Origin of the sequence: Allobosea sp. BE125, assembly GCF_031456075.1 — a bacterium.
GTDB lineage: Bacteria > Pseudomonadota > Alphaproteobacteria > Rhizobiales > Beijerinckiaceae > Allobosea.
The window spans coordinates 204343-220378 of record NZ_JAVDTY010000002.1; the positions used below are offsets into that span (position 1 = coordinate 204343).

At 64.0% G+C, this 16036-nt stretch carries 18 protein-coding genes and 2 tRNA genes; 2 read left to right on the forward strand and 18 right to left on the reverse strand.

Translation table 11 applies throughout. The features are described from left to right. Positions 1–2: 2 nt before the first annotated feature. The 14 genes from nuoL to J2Y55_RS06320 all read right to left on the reverse strand — a co-directional run bounded on the left by nuoL (position 3) and on the right by J2Y55_RS06320 (position 12889). A complete protein-coding gene (gene nuoL / locus J2Y55_RS06255; RefSeq protein ID WP_310149326.1) occupies positions 3–2027 on the reverse strand; it encodes an NADH-quinone oxidoreductase subunit L in 2025 nt (674 codons plus the stop codon). A gap of 26 nt (positions 2028–2053) precedes the next feature. Continuing rightward, positions 2054–2362 carry an NADH-quinone oxidoreductase subunit NuoK gene (gene nuoK, locus J2Y55_RS06260; RefSeq protein ID WP_069691720.1) on the reverse strand — a complete coding sequence of 103 codons (309 nt, stop codon included), beginning with the start codon at positions 2360–2362 and terminating at the stop codon, positions 2054–2056. Continuing rightward, positions 2359–2979: an NADH-quinone oxidoreductase subunit J gene (locus tag J2Y55_RS06265; protein ID WP_092165896.1), complete on the reverse strand. Its 621-nt coding sequence runs from the start codon at positions 2977–2979 to the stop codon at positions 2359–2361. Before J2Y55_RS06265 ends, nuoK begins: the two co-directional genes overlap by 4 nt. A 129-nt stretch (positions 2980–3108) precedes the next feature. Continuing rightward, the gene (nuoI, locus tag J2Y55_RS06270) at positions 3109–3597 is read right to left on the reverse strand and encodes an NADH-quinone oxidoreductase subunit NuoI (protein ID WP_103716946.1); all 489 of its coding nucleotides are present in this window, start codon (positions 3595–3597) and stop codon (positions 3109–3111) included. A gap of 37 nt (positions 3598–3634) precedes the next feature. Next, entirely contained in the window at positions 3635–4654 is a 1020-nt protein-coding gene (gene nuoH / locus J2Y55_RS06275) for an NADH-quinone oxidoreductase subunit NuoH (RefSeq protein ID WP_310149331.1), read from the reverse strand. A 6-nt stretch (positions 4655–4660) separates the two neighbouring features. Next, positions 4661–6724: an NADH-quinone oxidoreductase subunit NuoG gene (nuoG, locus tag J2Y55_RS06280; protein WP_310149335.1), complete on the reverse strand. Its 2064-nt coding sequence runs from the start codon at positions 6722–6724 to the stop codon at positions 4661–4663. A gap of 4 nt (positions 6725–6728) precedes the next feature. After that, positions 6729–8033: an NADH-quinone oxidoreductase subunit NuoF gene (gene nuoF, locus J2Y55_RS06285; protein ID WP_092165906.1), complete on the reverse strand. Its 1305-nt coding sequence runs from the start codon at positions 8031–8033 to the stop codon at positions 6729–6731. A gap of 10 nt (positions 8034–8043) precedes the next feature. Continuing rightward, on the reverse strand, positions 8044–9267 hold the full coding sequence (nuoE, locus tag J2Y55_RS06290; RefSeq protein WP_310149340.1) for an NADH-quinone oxidoreductase subunit NuoE: 1224 nt from the start codon (positions 9265–9267) through the stop codon (positions 8044–8046). 8 nt (positions 9268–9275) lie between these two features. Further along, positions 9276–9608, reverse strand: a complete 333-nt coding sequence (locus J2Y55_RS06295; RefSeq protein ID WP_310149343.1) for a hypothetical protein — start codon at positions 9606–9608, stop codon at positions 9276–9278. Then, complete coding sequence (locus tag J2Y55_RS06300; protein ID WP_310149346.1) at positions 9605–10795, reverse strand: NADH-quinone oxidoreductase subunit D; 1191 nt, start codon at positions 10793–10795, stop codon at positions 9605–9607. The genes J2Y55_RS06295 and J2Y55_RS06300 overlap by 4 nt, the downstream gene beginning before the upstream one ends. Before the next feature lie 45 nt (positions 10796–10840). Next, positions 10841–11200 (reverse strand): four helix bundle protein, encoded by a 360-nt coding sequence (locus J2Y55_RS06305; RefSeq protein ID WP_310149349.1) that lies wholly within the window; start codon positions 11198–11200, stop codon positions 10841–10843. A 50-nt stretch (positions 11201–11250) separates the two neighbouring features. After that, on the reverse strand, positions 11251–11850 hold the full coding sequence (locus tag J2Y55_RS06310; protein WP_310149353.1) for an NADH-quinone oxidoreductase subunit C: 600 nt from the start codon (positions 11848–11850) through the stop codon (positions 11251–11253). Between the two features lie 9 nt (positions 11851–11859). Continuing rightward, complete coding sequence (locus tag J2Y55_RS06315) at positions 11860–12444, reverse strand: NuoB/complex I 20 kDa subunit family protein (protein ID WP_069691732.1); 585 nt, start codon at positions 12442–12444, stop codon at positions 11860–11862. A 64-nt stretch (positions 12445–12508) separates the two neighbouring features. Beyond that, positions 12509–12889: an NADH-quinone oxidoreductase subunit A gene (locus tag J2Y55_RS06320; RefSeq protein WP_092166616.1), complete on the reverse strand. Its 381-nt coding sequence runs from the start codon at positions 12887–12889 to the stop codon at positions 12509–12511. Positions 12890–12957: 68 nt separating this feature from the next. On the opposite strand from J2Y55_RS06320, the gene J2Y55_RS06325 reads away from it, so the two are divergent. After that, on the forward strand, positions 12958–13512 hold the full coding sequence (locus tag J2Y55_RS06325; RefSeq protein WP_310149360.1) for an HdeA/HdeB family chaperone: 555 nt from the start codon (positions 12958–12960) through the stop codon (positions 13510–13512). Positions 13513–13514: 2 nt separating this feature from the next. Further along, on the forward strand, positions 13515–14138 hold the full coding sequence (locus J2Y55_RS06330; protein ID WP_310149362.1) for a YcbK family protein: 624 nt from the start codon (positions 13515–13517) through the stop codon (positions 14136–14138). Between the two features lie 19 nt (positions 14139–14157). Here J2Y55_RS06330 and J2Y55_RS06335 read toward each other — a convergent pair whose 3' ends face one another. The 4 genes from J2Y55_RS06335 to J2Y55_RS06350 all read right to left on the reverse strand — a co-directional run bounded on the left by J2Y55_RS06335 (position 14158) and on the right by J2Y55_RS06350 (position 16034). After that, entirely contained in the window at positions 14158–14922 is a 765-nt protein-coding gene (locus J2Y55_RS06335) for a molybdate ABC transporter substrate-binding protein (RefSeq protein WP_310149365.1), read from the reverse strand. Positions 14923–15067: 145 nt separating this feature from the next. Continuing rightward, positions 15068–15144, reverse strand: a tRNA-Asp gene (locus J2Y55_RS06340). Between the two features lie 204 nt (positions 15145–15348). Continuing rightward, on the reverse strand, positions 15349–15771 hold the full coding sequence (locus J2Y55_RS06345) for a hypothetical protein (RefSeq protein ID WP_310149368.1): 423 nt from the start codon (positions 15769–15771) through the stop codon (positions 15349–15351). A gap of 187 nt (positions 15772–15958) precedes the next feature. Continuing rightward, positions 15959–16034: transfer RNA gene (locus J2Y55_RS06350), tRNA-Val, on the reverse strand. Positions 16035–16036 lie beyond the last annotated feature (2 nt).

Here is a 16036-nt window from a genome sequence, read left to right on the forward strand (position 1 = left end):
TCTCACCCGCGCGCCACGAGATACCAGGTCACAAAGCCCGCGACGCCGATCAGCATGGCGAAGGCATAGTGATAGACATAGCCGGTCTGGAGGCGAACCACCCGGTTGGTGACGTCGACGACGCGGGCGGAAATTCCGTCCGGCCCCATGCCGTCGATGACGAAGCCGTCGCCCTTCTTCCAGAGGAACTTGCCAAGCCACATCGCCGGCTTCACGAACAGGAAGTCGTAGAGCTCGTCGAAATACCACTTGTTCAGCAGGAACTTGTAGAGCGCCGGATTGGCGGCCGCGAGCTTGCGGGGCACATCGGGCCGCAGCACGTAGCAGTAGAAGGCAAACAGGAAGCCCAGCAGCATCGCCAGGAAGGGCGAGGCCACGACCCAGCCCGGCACTTCATGCATCGCGTGCAGGATGTGGTTGTCCTTGCCCATGAACAGAGCCGACTTCCAGAAATGCTCGAAGTCGTGGCCGATGAAGGCCTCCTTGAAGACGAAGCCGGCCGCGACCGCGCCGAGCGAGAGCACGGCGAGCGGGATCAGCATCACCCACGGGCTCTCATGCGGCGTGTGGTCGTGACCATGGCCGTGATGATCGTCATGGGCGTGGGCCGCATGAGCGTGATCGTCATGGCCGTGAGCATCGTGGCCGTGAGCGGCATGGGCGTCCGCGCCCCAGCGCGGCTTGCCCTCGAAGGTCATGAAATAGAGCCGCCAGGAATAGAACGAGGTCATGCAGGCGGCTGCGACCAGCAGCACGAAGGCATAGGAACTCGCGAAACCGCCATGCGCCACCGAGGCATAGGCGCTCTCGATGATGGCGTCCTTGGAGAAGTAGCCGGCGAAGCCCGGGAAACCCGTCAGCGCCAGCGTGCCGATGGTCATCGCGATGGCGGTCAGCGGGATGTGCTTCCTGAGCCCGCCCATGTTCCGCATGTCCTGCTCGTGATGCATCGCATGGATGACCGAGCCCGCACCGAGGAACAGCAGCGCCTTGAAGAAAGCGTGAGTGAACAAGTGGAAGATGCCGGCGCCGTAATTGCCGACGCCGAGCGCCACGAACATGTAGCCGAGCTGCGAACAGGTCGAATAGGCGATGACGCGCTTGATGTCGTTCTGCACCAGGCCGACCGTGGCGGCGAAGAAAGCGGTCGTCGCACCGATGACGACGACGACAGTCAGCGCGACCGGCGCGTATTCGAAGATCGGCGAGAGCCGCGCCACCATGAAGACGCCGGCGGTGACCATGGTCGCGGCATGGATCAGCGCCGAGACCGGCGTCGGGCCCTCCATCGCGTCCGGCAGCCAGGTGTGCAGCAGGAACTGCGCCGACTTGCCCATGGCGCCCATGAACAGCAGCAGGCTCGCCAGCGTCAGCGCATGCCAGTCGCGCCCGAGGAAATGGAAGCTCTGATTGGTCAGGTCGGCGACGCGCGGGAAGATAGCATCAAACCCGACCGAGCCGAACAGCACGAAGACCAGGAAGATGCCGAGTGCAAAGCCGAAATCGCCGACGCGGTTGACGATGAAGGCCTTCATCGCCGCCGCATTGGCCGAGGGCTTCTGGTACCAGAAGCCGATCAGCAGATAGGAGGCGAGACCCACGCCTTCCCAGCCGAAGAACATCTGCACGAGGTTGTCGGCCGTCACCAGCATCAGCATGGCGAAGGTGAAGAGCGAGAGATAGGCGAAGAAGCGCGGCCGGTGCGCATCCTCGTGCATGTAGCCGATCGAGTAGAGATGCACGAGGCAGGAGACGGTGTTGACGACGACCAGCATCACCGCGGTCAGCGTGTCCACGCGGAAGGCCCAGTCGACGCGCAGATCGCCCGACGCCATCCAGGTCGCGATCTGGACGCGGGTCGTGCCATGGCCGAAGCCGACCTGGAAGAAGGCGATCCAGGACAGGACCGCGCAGACGACCAGCAAAGAGGTGGTGACGATCTCCGAGCCGCGCGCGCCGATCAGCCGGCCAAAGAGGCCAGCGATCAGGAAGCCGATCAGAGGGAGGAAGACGATCGCGTGATACATGGGCTGGATCCGGGCGCTCTTTGCGCTCAGCCTTTCATCATGTTGATGTCTTCCACCGCGATCGTGCCGCGGTTGCGGAAGTAGACGACGAGGATGGCAAGCCCGATGGCGGCTTCAGCCGCCGCAACCGTCAGCACCAGAAGCGCGAAGACCTGGCCGACGATGTCGTTCAGGAAGCTCGAGAAGGCGACGAGGTTGATGTTGACCGCGAGCAGGATGAGCTCGATCGACATCAGGATGACGATGACGTTCTTGCGGTTGATGAAGATGCCGAGCACGCCGAGCGTGAACAGGATCGCGCTGACGGCGAGATAATGGCCCAGTCCGATCATCAGACCGTCTCCTCGATGCCGGCGCGGGAAGGAACCTGCTTCACTTCCATCGCAGTCGCCTTGGTGCGGGCGTTCTGCTGGGTGATGTCCTGGCGCTTGATGCCGACGCGCTCGCGCAGGGTCAGCACGATGGCGCCGATCATGGCGACAAGCAGGACGAGCCCGGCCGCCTGGAAGTAGTAGATGTACTGCGTGTAGAGCACCTGGCCGAGCGCCGCGGTGTTGGTCAGGTTGGCCGGGATCGGAGCGACCGGCGTGCTGACGATCTTCGGGTCGATGACCCAGGCTCCGACCACCAGCAGCAATTCGACTGCAAAGATCAGGCCGATCAGCGCCCCGATCGGCAGATAGTTCAGGAAGCCCTGGCGGAACTCGGCGAAATCGACGTCGAGCATCATCACCACGAAGAGGAACAGCACCGCGACCGCGCCGACATAGACCACGATCAGCAGCATCGCCAGGAACTCGGCGCCGAGCAGCATGAACAGCCCCGCCGCGTTGACGAAGGCGAGGATCAGGAACAGCACCGAATGAACGGGATTGCGCGAGGTTACCACCATGAACGCCGAAGCGACGGTGACGCCTGCGAAGAGATAGAAGAAAGCCGCTGAGGCGTTCATCCTGGCCAGCCTTTCCGCCCTTGCGGGCGGTCCTCGTTGCAAAGCGACCGACTCTCGGGCCGGGCGCAGTTTGGAGCGTCTATAGTCAGGCCCATCGCGAGCGACAACCGCGCGACGGGCCCTGTCCCCTTACCGGTAAGGAGCGTCCATCGCGATGTTGCGCGCGATCTCGCGCTCCCAGCGCGCGCCGTTCGCGAGCAGCCTGTCCTTGTCATAGAACAGCTCCTCGCGGGTCTCGGTCGCGAACTCGAAATTCGGCCCCTCGACGATGGCGTCGACCGGGCATGCCTCCTGACAGAAGCCGCAATAAATGCACTTCGTCATGTCGATGTCGTAGCGCGTCGTGCGGCGCGTGCCGTCATTGCGGCGCGGCCCGGCCTCGATGGTGATGGCCTGGGCCGGGCAAATCGCCTCGCAGAGCTTGCAGGCGATGCAGCGTTCCTCGCCATTGGGATAGCGGCGCAAAGCGTGCTCGCCCCGGAAGCGCGGCGAGAGCATGCCCTTCTCGAAGGGATAGTTCAGCGTCGCCTTCGGCTTGAAGAAATAGCGCATCGACAGGACAAACGCCCCGACGAACTCCTTGAGGAGCAGACCCTTGGCGGCTTGAGCGAGTGTCATCGCGCAAAATCCTTATGCGTCGTCAGGGTGGTCGTCATCAATGCACCGGCCCCCAACCCGTGACCTGCAGCACGAAGGCCACGACCACGACCGAGACCAGCGAGAGCGGCAGGAAGACCTTCCAGCCCAGGCGCATCAACTGGTCGTAGCGGTAGCGCGGCACGAAGGCCTTCACCATCGCGAACATGAAGAAGACGAGGCAGACCTTGAGCGCGAACCAGAACACGCCGGGCAGCCAGGTAAAGGGCGCGATCGGGAATGGCGGCAGCCAGCCCCCCAGGAACAGGATCGTCGTCAGCGAGCACATGGTCATGATCGCCACGTATTCGCCGAGCATGAACAGCAGGTAGGGCGTCGAGGAGTACTCGACCATGAAGCCGGCGACGAGCTCCGATTCCGCTTCCGGCAGGTCGAAAGGCGGGCGGTTCGTCTCGGCCAGGGCCGAGATGAAGAAGACGATGAACATCGGGAAGAGCGGTAGCCAGTACCAGCGCAGCATGCCCCAGCTGGTGTTCTGCGCCTCGACGATCGCGGTCAGGTTGAGCGAACCGACGCAGAGCAGCACGGTGATGATGACGAAGCCGATCGAGACCTCGTAGGAGACCATCTGCGCCGCCGAGCGCAGCGCGCCCATGAAGGGGTATTTCGAGTTCGAGGCCCAGCCGGCCATGATCACGCCGTAGACCCCCAGCGACGAGATCGCCAGGATATAGAGCACGCCGACATTGATGTCCGCGATCGCCCAGCCTTCCGCCACCGGAATGACCGCCCAGGCGCCCAGCGACAGGAAGCAGGAGATCAACGGCGCCAGCAGGAACACACCCTTATTGGCGCTGGATGGGATGATCGGTTCCTTGAAGGCGAATTTCAGCAGGTCGGCGAAACTCTGGAACAGGCCGAAGGGCCCGACCACGTTGGGGCCGCGACGCAACTGCACCGCCGCCCAGATCTTGCGGTCGGCGAGCAGGATATAGGCGATGAAGACGAGCAGGCAGACCAGCAGCAGCAGGCTCTTGCCGAGCATGATCGCGAGGTCGAGGACGAGATCCCAGTTCATGGCCGCTTACTCCGCCGCCTGCCGCAGCCGGCCTGAGGCCAGCGCCGAGCATTCGGCCATCACGGCGGATGCGCGCGCGATCGGGTTGGTCTGGTAGAAATCACTGACGGGCGAGACGAAACCGGCCTTCTCGGCCTTGCCGCCGAGACCTGCGAGCTGGCCAAGCCCGCTCGCATCGGAGGCTGGCAGGCTGTCGAGAGCCGCAAAGTGCGGATAGGCTTCGTAGAGCGCCTTGCGCAGACCCGCGAGCGAGTCGAAAGGCAAGGTCTTGCCCAAGGCGGCTGAAAGCGCGCGCAGGATCGCCCAATCCTCGCGGGCGTCGCCCGGCGGGAAGGTGGCGCGATCGGTCATCTGCACCCGGCCCTCGGTGTTGGCGTAGGTGCCCGACTTCTCGGTATAGGCCGCGCCCGGCAGGATGACGTCGGCGCGATGAGCGCCCTTGTCGCCATGCGTGCCCTGATAGACCACGAAAGCACCTGCCGGCACGTCGATCTCGTCGGCGCCGAGCAGGAACAGCACGTCGAGCGCACCCGGCGCGATCATGCCGGCGACGTCCAGACCGCCCTCACCCGGCACGAAGCCGAGATCGAGCGAACCGACGCGGGCGGCCGCCGTATGCAGCACGCCAAAGCCGTTCCAGCCTTCACCCGCGCCACCCAGCACCTGCGCCGCCTTGGCGGCCATGGAGAGGGTCGCGGCACCGTCGGCACGGGCGAGAGCGCCCTGCCCGATCAGCACCATCGGCTTGGCCTTGGCCGCAGTGGCCGTCTTGATCAGCTCGGCCAGCGTATCGCTGCCGGCGCCGAGATAGTCGTAATCATATGTCAGATCGACCTTCTCGCCGATCAGGCTGACCTTGAAATCGCCGCGCAGCCAGCGCTTGCGGATACGCGCATTCAGGATCGGCGCTTCCTTGCGCGGGTTGGCGCCGATGATCAGCAGCGAATCCGCCTCGTCGATGCCGGCGATGCCGGCGTTCAGGATGTAGGAGGCCCGGCCGAACTTCGGATCGAGCTTCGTGCCGTCCTGGCGGCCGTCGAGATTGGGGCTGCCGAGTGAAGCCATCAGGGTCTTGAGTGCGAACATCTCCTCGACAGCGACGAGGTCGCCGGCGATCGCGCCGATCTTTTCAGGGCTCGCCGCCTTCACCCTTGCGGCGATCAGCGCGAAGGCCTCGTTCCAGCTTGCGGGCTTCAACGCGCCGTTCTGGCGGATATAGGGCCGGTCGAGCCGCTGCGTGCGCAGACCGTCGACGATGTGGCGGGTCTTGTCGGAGATCCACTCCTCGTTCACCGCCTCGTTGATGCGCGGCAGGATGCGCATCACCTCGCGGCCACGGGAGTCGACCCGGATCGCCGAGCCGACCGCATCCATCACATCGATGGATTCGGTCTTGGTCAGCTCCCAGGGCCGGGCCTTGTTCTGGTAGGGCTTCGAGGTCAGCGCGCCGACCGGGCAGAGATCGACGATATTGCCCTGCAATTCGGAGGTCATCGCCTGTTCGAGATAGGTCGTGATCTCCATGTCCTCGCCGCGGCCGATCGCGCCGAGATCGGTGCCGCCAGCGACTTCGGTGGTGAAGCGGACGCAGCGCGTGCATTGGATGCAGCGCGTCATCGAGGTCTTCACCAGCGGGCCGATATATTTGTCCTCGACCGCGCGCTTGTTCTCGGCATAGCGGGAATTATCCACGCCATAGGCCATGGCCTGGTCCTGCAGGTCGCATTCGCCGCCCTGGTCGCAGATCGGGCAATCCAGCGGGTGGTTGATCAGGAGGAACTCCATCACCCCCTCGCGCGCCTTCTTGACCATGGGCGATTTGGTCGAGACGACCGGCGGCTCGCCATTGGGGCCGGGACGCAGGTCGCGCACGCCGATGGCGCAGGAGGCCTGGGGCTTGGGCGGGCCGCCCTTCACCTCGACCAGGCACATCCGGCAATTGCCGGCGATGGAGAGCCGCTCATGGAAGCAGAAGCGCGGCACTTCCGCGCCCGCAGCCTCGCAGGCCTGGAGCACGGTGTAGTCGGCGGGAACGTCGACCTCGATGCCGTCGATGAGGAGTTTGGTCATTGTCTCACTCCGCCGCCATCAGTCGAACCGGCTCGGAATGCGGGTTCGCGGCATAATCGTCGATGCGCTTCTCGATCTCGTGACGGAAATGCGCGATCAGGCCCTGGATCGGCCAGGCGGCGGCGTCGCCGAGCGCGCAGATGGTGTGGCCCTCGATCTGCTTGGTGACGTCGAGCAGCATGTCGATCTCGCGCTTCTGCGCCCTGCCCTCGGCCATGCGGCTGATGACGCGCCACATCCAGCCCGTGCCCTCGCGGCAGGGCGTGCACTGGCCGCAGCTCTCATGCTTGTAGAAATAGCTGATGCGGGCGATCGCGCGGACGATGTCGGTCGACTTGTCCATGACGATGACGGCCGCCGTGCCCAGGCCCGATTTCAGCTTGGATAGCGAGTCGAAATCCATCGGCGTGTCGATGATCTGCTCGGCCGGAACCATGCGCACCGAGGAGCCGCCGGGGATGACCGCGAGCAGGTTGTCCCAGCCGCCGCGCACGCCGCCGCAATGGCGGTCGATCAGTTCGCGGAAGGGAATGCCCATCACCTCTTCGACATTGCAGGGCTTGTTCACATGGCCGGAGACGCAGAACAGCTTGGTACCGACATTATTGGGGTTGCCGAGCGAGGAGAACCAGGCCGCGCCACGGCGCAGGATGGTCGGCGCGACCGCGATCGACTCGACATTGTTCACGGTGGTCGGGCAGCCATAGAGACCAACATTGGCCGGGAATGGCGGCTTCAGCCGCGGCATGCCCTTCTTGCCTTCGAGGCTCTCCAGCAGCGCCGTCTCTTCGCCGCAGATATAGGCGCCGGCTCCGTGATGCACATAAAGATCAAAGGGATAGCCGTGCTTGTTGTTCTTGCCGATGAGGTTTGCCTCATAGGCCTCGTCGACGGCGCGCTGCAGCGCCTCGCGCTCGCGGACATATTCGCCGCGGATATAGATGTAGGCGGCGTTCGCGCCCATCGCGAAGGAGGCGATCAGGCAGCCCTCGACCAGCGTATGCGGGTCGTTGCGCATGATCTCGCGATCCTTGCAGGTGCCCGGCTCCGACTCGTCGGCATTGACGACGAGATAGCTCGGTCGGCCATCGCTGACCTTGGGCATGAACGACCATTTCAGGCCGGTCGGGAAGCCCGCGCCGCCACGCCCGCGCAGACCGGACTTCTTCATCTCGTCGATGATCCAGTCCTTGCCCTGTTCGAGCAGGAATTTGGTGCCGTCCCAGGCGCCGCGCGCCATCGCGCCCTTCAGCGAAAGGTCGTGCCGGCCGTAGAGATTGGTGAAAATGCGGTCGCGATCAGCAAGCATCGTCTTCGCCTCACTTCACCGGCTTGTCGCCGAGGGCCGATTCCGGCCGCCAGCCTGTCGCGAGTTTCTTCGCCTGCGAAATCCAGTCGTCGCGCGTGGCCCGGCCCTTGAAGCCGGTCAGTCGCGCATCGACCCAGGCGAGTTCCTCGGCCTTCCAGCTCGCGATCTGGTCGAAATGCCAGACGCCCATCTCGTTGAGCATCTTCACAAGCTTGGGGCCAACGCCCCAGATCAGTTCGAGGTCATCGCCCTTGCCGCCGCGCGCAGCGGTCAGCAATTCCGGCTTCGATTCCGCGACGGCCGGGGCCGGCTCCGCTTCGGCCATCGGCTTGGTGGGGGCCTTGGCCGCCGGCTTGGCTGATTCCGCGACAACCTTTGCCTCGACCTTGCCGCTGGCGGCCGGCGTGTCGTTGGCTGCGCTCGAGGGTTGAGCCGGAGCGGAGGGCTTGGGCCGGCTTGCGGCCGCCGTTTCGCTGGCGGGCTTGGCCTCGACGGCGGCAGGCGTCGCCTCGGCTGCCTTCGCGGCCGCTTCCGCAGCGGCTTTGGCCGCTGCGGCTTCAGCGGCAGCCTTGCGCTGCTCGGCAACGCGCTTTTGCCAGTCGCCGGCGCCGATCACCGTGCCGTCATAGAGCGCAGGATCCTTCAGGGTCTCGCCGCCGCCGAGCGGCTCCGAGCACGAGCGATCATTCTGCGGGCCGGGCTTGGTCGGCCGTCCCTGGCGCAGATCATCGAGCAGCGCGCGGAAATTATCGGGCGTCAGGTCTTCGTAATAGTCGAAATTGATCTGCGCCATCGGGGCGTTGCAGCAGGCGCCGAGGCACTCGACCTCGAGCCAGGAGAGCTTGCCGTCGGCGCTCACGGTCGATTGCGGGCCGATCACGTCCTCGCAGACCTTCTTCAGCGCTTCCGCGCCGCGCAAGGCGCAGGGCGTGGTGCCGCAGAGCTGGATGAAATGCTCCCCCACCGGCTGCAGGTTGAACATGGTGTAGAAGGTCGCGATCTCCATGACGCGCATCGGCGCCATGTCGAGCTTCTTCGCCACCGCCTCGATCGCGGCGCGCGGCACCCAGCCCTGATGCTGTTCCTGCGCCTTCCACAACAGCGGAATCACGGCCGAGGCCTGCCGGCCGGCCGGGTATTTGGCGATCTGCTGGTCGGCCCAGTTCTCATTCGCCACATCGAAGGCGAAAGAGGCGGGCTGGACGTGATCGGGGGCGAGACGACGGACGGACATGTCAGTGATTACCCAAAGCTTTTAACGCCACTGAACATGGCTGCCAAAATCAAAAAACCAGCGAGTGGAAGCCCGATCATCAACCATCCGATGACTTTTAAGGGCCGATCGCCAAAAAAAAGACAAAACGTCACCAAAAATAAATACCCTAGGACAAACCAGTGCCCCGGGTGTGTTACAAAAAAATTCTGCCTAGCGATAAAGCTTCGCCCAACAACCCACACAATATAGCCAACGTTTATTAGAGAAAATGCCGCCACTTTCAGCCGGCTGTGCCGCACATTTTTTGGCGAAACCACAGCTCTTGATGAAACTTCTGACAACAATCGGAGTTCGTTCACCGGTCGACCTCCCCGAACACGATATCCAGCGAGCCCAGGATCGCGCTGACATCCGCCAGCATGTGCTTGCGGCACATGAAATCCATGGCCTGGAGATGGGCAAAGCCCGGGGCCTTGATCTTGCAGCGATAGGGCTTGTTGGTGCCGTCTGAGACGAGATAGACGCCGAACTCGCCCTTGGGCGCTTCAACAGCCGCATAGACCTCGCCGGCCGGCACCTTGTAGCCCTCGGTGTAGAGCTTGAAATGGTGGATCAGCGCTTCCATCGAGCGCTTCATCTCGCCGCGCTTGGGCGGCACCATCTTGCCGTCGAGCGAAGAGATCGGTCCGCCGCCGTCAGCCGCCAGCAGCTTCTCGCAGCACTGCTTCATGATGCGGACGGACTGGCGCATCTCCTCCATGCGGATGCAGTAACGGTCGTAGCAATCGCCGTTCTTGCCGATGGGGATGTCGAAATCCATCTCCTCATAGCATTCATAGGGCTGCGACTTGCGCAGATCCCAGGCGGCGCCCGAACCGCGCACCATCACGCCCGAAAAGCCCCATTTCCAGCAGGTGTCGAGATCGACGACGCCGATATCGACATTGCGCTGCTTGAAGATGCGGTTGTCCGTGAGCAGGGTCTCGAGATCGTCGCAGACCTTGAGGAACGGATCGCACCATTCGCCGATGTCGTGGATCAGCGAGACCGGCAGGTCCTGATGGACGCCGCCGGGCCGGACATAGGCCGCATGCATGCGCGCGCCACAGGCCCGCTCATAGAAGATCATCAGCTTTTCGCGTTCCTCGAAACCCCAGAGCGGGGGCGTCAGCGCGCCGACGTCCATCGCCTGCGTGGTGACGTTGAGGATATGCGAGAGGATGCGGCCGATCTCGGAATAGAGCACGCGGATGAGCTGGCCTCGGCGCGGCACCGTGACGCCCATCAGCTTCTCGACCGCGAGCGAATAGGCATGCTCCTGGTTCATCGGCGCGACATAGTCGAGCCGATCGAAATAGGGCAAAGCCTGGAGATAGGTCTTGGCCTCGATCAGCTTCTCGGTGCCGCGATGCAGCAGGCCGATATGCGGGTCGACGCGCTCGACGATCTCGCCGTCGAGCTCCAGCACGAGGCGCAGCACGCCGTGGGCCGCAGGGTGCTGCGGGCCGAAATTGATCGAGAAATTCCGGATGTTGTGTTCGGTCATGTCAGGCTTCGCCTCTGGCAGTAGGCAGTAGGCAGTAGGCAGTCGTCACTTTTCCAGCGAACGGATCAACGCACGCAGCATCTTTCCGATCGCTTCGGCCAATGAGAGCAGATTGGCTGCATCCAATTCGCTCATAATGCCGACGCGATTGGCCAACAGGGCGTGCGTCTCCAGCTCTTTCAAAGAGCCTTGGGCGACTCGCAGAAACTGCACATATGCCCCGGTGCTCTCGCGGCCGTACCCTTCCGCGATATTGGCGGGTATCGAGACCGAAGCTCGCCGCATCTGCGACGTCAGGCCAAACAGCTCGTCCTTGGGAAACTGTTTCGTCAGTCGATAGACCGCTTCGGCAAGGCTCATGGCCTCCTGCCAAACGCGCAAGTCCCGATAGGATTGAATGCTCATCGCACAACCCATCTTTCGTCACGACTGCCGACTGCCGACTGCCCATTGCCTTAAACCTTCGCCTTCTCGTCGCCCGGCAGCACATAGTCAGTGCCTTCCCATGGCGAGAGGAAGTCGAAATTCCGGAATTCCTGGTTCAGCTTCACCGGCTCGTAGACGACGCGCTTCTGCTCGTCGTCGTAGCGGACCTCGACGAAGCCGGTCAGCGGGAAGTCCTTGCGCAGCGGGTAACCCTCGAAGCCGTAATCGGTGAGGATGCGGCGCAGATCGGGATGGCCCGAGAACAGGATTCCGTAGAAGTCGTAAGCCTCGCGCTCATACCAGTTCGCCGCCGGGAAGATCTCGATCACGGAGGGAACGGGCGTCGCTTCGTCGGTCTGAATCTTGACCCGAATCCGGTGGTTATGGCGCGGCGAGAGCAGATGATAGACCACGTCGAAGCGCTTCTCGCGCTCGATATAGTCGGCGCCCGCGATGTCGGTGAAGTTCACGAAGCGGAAGCGCGGATCGTCGCGCAAGACCTTGAGAACCTGCACGATCGACGCGGCTTCAGCGTGAACAGTCAATTCGTCGAAGGCGACGACGGCTTGCGTCACGGCGCCGGGTAGCGCCGCCTTGATGTCTTCCCCGAGAGCAAGGAGATCGCTCATGACAGGCCCTCAGCGCTCGATCGTGCCGGTGCGGCGGATTTTCTTCTGCAGCAGCAGCACGCCATAGAGCAGCGCTTCCGCCGTCGGCGGGCAGCCGGGCACATAGATGTCGATCGGCACGATGCGATCGCAGCCGCGCACCACCGAATAGCTGTAGTGGTAATAGCCGCCGCCATTGGCGCAGGAGCCCATCGAGATGACGTAGCGCGGCTCCGGCATCTGGTCGTAGACCTTGCGCAGCGCCGGGGCCATCTTGTTGGTCAGCGTGCCCGCGACGATCATCACGTCGGACTGGCGCGGTGAGGCGCGCGGCGCGAAGCCGAAACGCTCGACATCATAGCGCGGCATCGAGAGCTGCATCATCTCGACGGCGCAGCAGGCGAGCCCGAAGGTCATCCACATCAGCGAGCCGGTGCGCGACCAGTTTATCAGGTCGTCCGTCGCCGTGACCAGGAAGCCCTTGTCGGCGAGCTCGCTGTTGATCTCGGTGAAGAAGGGATCGCGCGCGCCAACGGGCAAGCCGTCGGGGCCGAGCAGGCCCTTGGGCGCAGGCGCGACCAGCGGGTCGCCGCGATCGATCGCTGTTGTTGCCATGATCTGAACCCTTGTAACCCGTAACCGTCAGATAAGTCGCGAAATCAGTGCTGCGGCTGGACGACTAGTCCCACTCCAGCGCGCCTTTTCGCCACTCGTAGACGAAGCCGACGGTCAACACGCCCAGGAAGATCATCATCGAGATAAAGCCATACCAGCCGAGCCCGCCAAACGCGACGGCCCAGGGGAACAGGAAGGCGACCTCAAGATCGAAGATGATGAACAGGATCGCGACCAGATAGAAGCGGACATCGAATTTCATGCGCGCATCGTCGAAGGCGTTGAAGCCGCACTCATAGGCCGAGAGCTTTTCGGCATCGGGCTTCGAATAGGCGATGGCGAAGGGAGCCACCAGCAAGGCGATGCCGATGATGGCCGCGACGCCCAGGAAAATGACGAGCGGCAGATAGTCGTTCAGCAGGGACGGTACTGGGAGTGTTTGCATGGACATGTCCCCGCTTCGGGCGGCCAGGCGACGGCGCGCTGGCACAGTCGATTAGACCCTGCATTAGAATGAAGCAAGACTCCGCCGCGCTGCACAATCGCGCGAGAGGGTTGATTTCGACGCAGATTGGCAGGGATGTCGCAGTGCCTCTTCGCGCGGCTTGCCATTCCGCATCGACTGCGGGTGCTTTTTGCAGCATAGCGCAGGCTTCCGGCTGGCTGTTTGCCGCGCAAAGCGACACACTCGCGCCGAATCGACGTCTTGCGGCCGCGGCCGCCCCTGGAGGGAGAAAGACCGCCATGGTGCTGCCCATGCAACGCTCTTTTCTGCTCGCCGCAGCGCTTGCCGCCTCCATGTTGGGAGGCAATCGCGTCAACGCCGAGGCCCTCGACCTGATGCGCGCGACCTGCGCCGACTTCGTCGCGATGAATGGCAATGACCGGAATCAGCTCTCGCTCTGGCTAGCCGGATATTATGCCGGCGCCGCGCAGCGCCCCCTGATCGACCTCGACAAGATCATGAGCGCGCCCGCCGAGCTGGCCGCGCTCTGCGCCAAGACGCCGCAGTTGCCGCTGGTCGGTGCCGAAACCCGCGCCGTCTTCCTGCCGACCCCGGCGCCCTGAGCGTGAAGTCATTTGCCTTCCCCCTGGCGGCGCTGGTCTTCGCTTGCGCCCTGCAGCCCATGACGAGCTCGGCTCAGGAGGGGCAGCTCATACGTGCCCCGCTGCCGCCGCAGCGCCCCTTTGATCTGGATTTGCCGGCGCAATCGACCTTGCCTGCCATCGTGGTTCCGCCCCCGGCAGCGCCTGCGCCGAGCCCAAGTCCAGGCCCAAGCTCGCCATTCGCCGCCGAGCCCGAAGATGAGGAAGGGCCGGAATGGCCCAAGCTCTCGCCCGGTCAGAAAGCCGGGGCCGAGCCGCAATTCGACCCCAATGAAAAGCCCGAGCGGCCAGGCATCTCGACCGATCCCGGCACCTCCATCATCTGCCTGCCGCAGCGGCTGAAGGACATTCTCGGCAAGGTCGCCGACAAATACGGGGCCGTGAAGGTGACCTCGACCTGGCGGCCGCCCTGGCGCGCCCGGCGCGGCTCCTACCACAAGCGCTGCGAGGCCATGGACTTCCGTGTCCCGGGCGTGCGCCCGCGCGTCGTGCTGGACTATGCCCGCTCGCTACCGGAGGTCGGCGGCAACAAGGTCTATTGGAACGGGCTGATCCATATCGACACCGGGCCGCGCCGCCCCTGGTGAAATCGTGACGGCCGGGTGATCAGTTCGGCGCGCTTTCCATGCCCTTCTCGGCCAGGATACGCTTGGCGACATCGCCCCCGAGAAAGGCAAGGAATGCCTTGGCCGCGTCCGGCTGCGTGCTCGCCGCTGCGATGCCGCCGGTATAGGTCGTGTAGTTCTGGATCTCAGTCGGCAGCGGACCGACCAGCGTCGCTCCCTTCACGGCCAGGATCTCGCTGATCTGGTGGATGGCGAGATCGGCCTCGCCGGTGACAAGGCGCTGCGCGACCAGACCGCCCGGCACCAGCACGGCCTTGGCCTTGACCGAATCCGCGATGCCCATCGTCTCCAGCAGCTTGGCGAAATAGATCCCGCTCGAGCCACCGGCCGCAGGATCGATATAGGCGACCTTGCCGGCGGCGAGCAGCGTGGCCTTGAAAGCCGCGACAGTTGCGATATCGGGGCGCGGGGCGCCGTCCCTGACCGCCACGCCGACCGAGGTCCGCGCCAGGTTCCTCGGCGTGCCCGCAGCGATCCGGCCGGCCTCGACGAGCTCCTTAACCGCAGCAGGCGTCAGCACGGCGAGATCGAACGCCTCGCCCCCCGTGATGCGGCGCAGCAACCCGCCGGCGGTATCGTTGTCGATGACGAGCTTGTGGCCGCTCTGCTTCTCGAAATCAGCGGCGACAGCCAGCACGATCGGCTTGAACGCTCCCGCCGTCAGAACCTTGACCTCGGCGGCTCCTGCGGGGCCCCAGACGCAAAGGCTCGCGATCATGAAACTGGCGACAACTGTGAGGCGCATGAACATCTCCGGCGGGCGCCATCTCATGGCGGCTCAAGGCGATGGGAGATTAAGCCAGTTGCGCCACGCGGCAAGCAGTCCGCGCCGGACGCATCGGAAACGACGCGGGGTGGCCTGCCTATCAGATTGCGATGTAAGGGGAAAATGGCGCGGGTGACGGGGCTCGAACCCGCGACCTCCGGCGTGACAGGCCGGCACTCTAACCAACTGAGCTACACCCGCGCAGGGCGGCTAAGGCCTCGGCCTCAGCGGGGTTGGGATTATGGCGAGAGGCGGAAAGTGTCAAGCGCGCTGGTCAGGTAAATTCACAGCCGGCGACAGAAACATGTTCACGCGGACATCAACTTGCCCATGCAAGCGGACGCGATTGGAAGCCGGATACGCCGCCAAACCGGGGCCAAGGACGTCCGCCATACCCGATTCGGTTCAATCCTCGCCGGATGCCTCGCCACGGTCGGGCGACGCCAGGCAGGGGTCGAGCAGCACATGACGATCGTCCTGGCGGCTATAACCTCCCCGCAGAATCACCTGGTCGCCGAGCTTCAGCTCGTTTCCGCTATAGGTGACGCAGAGAATTCGGACTCCCGGATCGGAGCACACGGCAACATACCACAGCGTTCCATCCGTTTGGATCAGGCTGACCGGGCCTTTGATCGCCATGTCGACGCGCGCATCGGCTGGAACAGTGCTCGGCAGTTGTGTTTTCACGGTCTCGCAGGTCGCCGGCATCCGGGCGGCCTGCTCCGGCTGCGAGAAAGCCGGGCGATTGGCAAAGAAGCCCTCGGGGACGGCCGATTGATCCTGTGCGACCGCCAACCCGCAGAAGGTCAGGCAGCCTCCTGCCAGCATGTTTGCCCCTGCCAGCACATTTGGAAGAAACCTCACTCCACCTCCTCGACCACGACGGGGATCACAGGAGGACGTAGAAAGATGGCGGAATTCGATCGCTGCGGGCTGTACGGCGCTATAGCGACAGAGCCTCCGCCACGACCTCGACCCGCGCTAGCCGAGCACGCCAATGCGCCTGGGCGGGGCATGGTGGGCGGTGCAGGGCTCGAACCCGCGACCCTCTCCGTGTAAAGGAGACGCTCTACCAACTGAGCTAACCGCCCCG

Excerpts from the sequence above, each read along its gene's own strand:
- J2Y55_RS06310 (WP_310149353.1), bottom strand. The coding sequence starts at position 11,850 with ATGAGCGATCTCCTTGCTCTCGGGGAAGACATCAAGGCGGCGCTACCC.
- J2Y55_RS06320 (WP_092166616.1), bottom strand. The coding sequence starts at position 12,889 with ATGCAAACACTCCCAGTACCGTCCCTGCTGAACGACTATCTGCCGCTC.
- J2Y55_RS06305 (WP_310149349.1), bottom strand. The coding sequence starts at position 11,200 with ATGAGCATTCAATCCTATCGGGACTTGCGCGTTTGGCAGGAGGCCATG.
- J2Y55_RS06300 (WP_310149346.1), bottom strand. The coding sequence starts at position 10,795 with ATGACCGAACACAACATCCGGAATTTCTCGATCAATTTCGGCCCGCAG.
- nuoH (WP_310149331.1), bottom strand. The coding sequence starts at position 4,654 with ATGAACTGGGATCTCGTCCTCGACCTCGCGATCATGCTCGGCAAGAGC.
- nuoG (WP_310149335.1), bottom strand. The coding sequence starts at position 6,724 with ATGACCAAACTCCTCATCGACGGCATCGAGGTCGACGTTCCCGCCGAC.
- nuoL (WP_310149326.1), bottom strand. The coding sequence starts at position 2,027 with ATGTATCACGCGATCGTCTTCCTCCCTCTGATCGGCTTCCTGATCGCT.
- J2Y55_RS06265 (WP_092165896.1), bottom strand. The coding sequence starts at position 2,979 with ATGAACGCCTCAGCGGCTTTCTTCTATCTCTTCGCAGGCGTCACCGTC.
- J2Y55_RS06325 (WP_310149360.1), top strand. The coding sequence starts at position 12,958 with ATGAAGCAAGACTCCGCCGCGCTGCACAATCGCGCGAGAGGGTTGATT.
- nuoE (WP_310149340.1), bottom strand. The coding sequence starts at position 9,267 with ATGTCCGTCCGTCGTCTCGCCCCCGATCACGTCCAGCCCGCCTCTTTC.
- J2Y55_RS06335 (WP_310149365.1), bottom strand. The coding sequence starts at position 14,922 with ATGCGCCTCACAGTTGTCGCCAGTTTCATGATCGCGAGCCTTTGCGTC.
- nuoF (WP_092165906.1), bottom strand. The coding sequence starts at position 8,033 with ATGCTTGCTGATCGCGACCGCATTTTCACCAATCTCTACGGCCGGCAC.
- J2Y55_RS06315 (WP_069691732.1), bottom strand. The coding sequence starts at position 12,444 with ATGGCAACAACAGCGATCGATCGCGGCGACCCGCTGGTCGCGCCTGCG.
- J2Y55_RS06345 (WP_310149368.1), bottom strand. The coding sequence starts at position 15,771 with ATGCTGGCAGGAGGCTGCCTGACCTTCTGCGGGTTGGCGGTCGCACAG.
- nuoI (WP_103716946.1), bottom strand. The coding sequence starts at position 3,597 with ATGACACTCGCTCAAGCCGCCAAGGGTCTGCTCCTCAAGGAGTTCGTC.